The organism is Acidithiobacillus sp. IBUN Pt1247-S3 (assembly GCF_041146875.1).
Taxonomy (GTDB): domain Bacteria; phylum Pseudomonadota; class Gammaproteobacteria; order Acidithiobacillales; family Acidithiobacillaceae; genus Igneacidithiobacillus.
Map to the genome: position 1 here is coordinate 1 of NZ_JBFRXP010000059.1, position 1,711 is coordinate 1,711.

General features: G+C 55.4%; 2 protein-coding genes and 2 pseudogenes. 1 reads left to right on the forward strand and 3 read right to left on the reverse strand.

From position 1 onward, the window contains the following. Window positions 1-220 precede the first annotated feature (220 nt). Both nadS and AB4090_RS14995 read right to left on the reverse strand, forming a co-directional pair. Window positions 221-511, reverse strand: a complete 291-nt coding sequence (gene nadS / locus AB4090_RS14990; RefSeq protein WP_369574680.1) for a NadS family protein — start codon at window positions 509-511, stop codon at window positions 221-223. A gap of 4 nt (window positions 512-515) precedes the next feature. Further along, window positions 516-826: pseudogene (locus tag AB4090_RS14995) on the reverse strand (type II toxin-antitoxin system RelE/ParE family toxin). A gap of 82 nt (window positions 827-908) precedes the next feature. Between AB4090_RS14995 and AB4090_RS15000 the strand changes: the two are divergent. Next, window positions 909-1,025, forward strand: a pseudogene (locus tag AB4090_RS15000) (ATP-binding protein); the annotation flags it as partial. A 182-nt stretch (window positions 1,026-1,207) separates the two neighbouring features. Here AB4090_RS15000 and AB4090_RS15005 read toward each other — a convergent pair. Further along, a partial coding sequence (locus tag AB4090_RS15005; RefSeq protein ID WP_369574681.1) for a GGDEF domain-containing protein occupies window positions 1,208-1,711 on the reverse strand: 504 nt, incomplete at its 5' end.

The window sequence follows — 1,711 nt, forward strand, 5'->3', positions numbered from 1 at the left end:
CACCTTCTGGGTGAAGCTCTCGATAAGCTTATTCTACCAGAAAGGCTTGCAGATCGGGGCCTTATCTATCTATCTCTTAGCAGCAATCGCGGATTTAGGGTAAATCGGTTCCTCGTTATTTTAAGTGGGCGGCTGGAAGGGGAGCCTACAGAGCCTGCGGCGTTCCCCATCCTACTTATCATAACCCGGCATTATGCGACATCCGCCAGCACAGGTCGCCCTACCCGTGCAGCGAGTGTAGCGCCAACTCTGGCGCCGCAGCTACCAGGCGCAGCAACGCCGCTGCTGGCCCGCTGGGATGGCGGCGATGCTGCTCCCAGTTTTGCAGCGTGTCGACACTCACGCCCAAGAGGTCGGCAAAGTCTCTCTGGGAAAGCCCTACCTGCTCTCGCACGGCCTTGGCGTCGGGTGGTGAGACGCGAGTCCGGCGAGAGGGCTGCGCGTTCCCCTGACGAATGTCCCTGGCCTCTTTCAGGCTTTGAACCAGGTCACTGAGAAGCGATTCATCCATGGCGTTATAGCTCCTTCACAAGGCTCCGCAAGATCGCCGTTTCCCGAGCCGTGAGGTTGTCCTTTCGAGATTTGGGATAGGCTAACAACAGGAGGATTTGGTCCTCTTGGGTAATCCAGTGGTAGACCACCCGGATTCCACCACTCTTTCCAGTCCCTGGGAGAGCGTGGCGTAGCTTTCGGATACCCCTCCCCCTCTGATGATATCGCCACGTTCCGGGTTCTCGACCAGGAGGTTCTGTAGCTCCCGGTACTCGTCCTCGGTGATGATTTCCAGGATCAGTCGGGTAAAGACGGGTGTTTCGATGAACTCCATGGGTTGATTATACGCCATTGGCGCATATTTTTCACGCTTGATCGCGCATTTGTTTTCCAGAACCGGAAAGCAAACCGGGTCCGTGCGCCACTGGCACGATTCCTTGGGAGATCCGACCTAGGCGGATGCCATTCTGGATCTAAGCGTGCACCAGGCCCATTCCCTGAATCTGGAGGGTGAATCCCCGCGCAAGCTCACCCCCAATATTGACTCAGGAGGCGCCCTCAGAGTAAACATCAACCACCCCTATGTCGCTGCACTCCGGGTGACCGATTTGCGTGGAATACGCATCGGTGTTCGGGGATGAAGCGCCACCCCGAACTGGCTGCTTTAGCCTCGCATAGGTACAAAATGAATACTTCAGGGGCGACTAAATATCTACTATAAATTGTAATAATGGCTTTGGTACCGCTGTTTTTTCCGGTTGTACATACTGTGATCGGCTCGGGCTAATAAGGCCTCTGCGCTCTCATCGGGCTCGGCGGTGACCACTCCGATGCTGGCACCAGCATAGTTGATCCGTGTTTCGTCCAACAGAAGATACTCCCCTACCAACTGGCCCTGCAGTCGCGTTTCCCAAGCGTGCCGCGCTTGATCGGGGTCGTCCTGTTGGCAAAGACCAAAGATGACAAATTCATCTCCTCCATAGCGGCTGATGAAGTCACCCTCCCGCATCCCATGGCGCAGACGGCGTGCAACCTGCTGAAGAAATAAATCACCTGCCTGATGTCCATACCGATCGTTGATTGGCTTGAAGCCATCAAGATCAATGAACGCAAGTTGTACCCGCATCTGGAAACGCTGGGAATTGGCCAAAGCTCGGTTCAGATCAGCAAAAAGCGCGCGACGATTGCTGACGGCTGTAAGTGCATCCTGATAGACGTC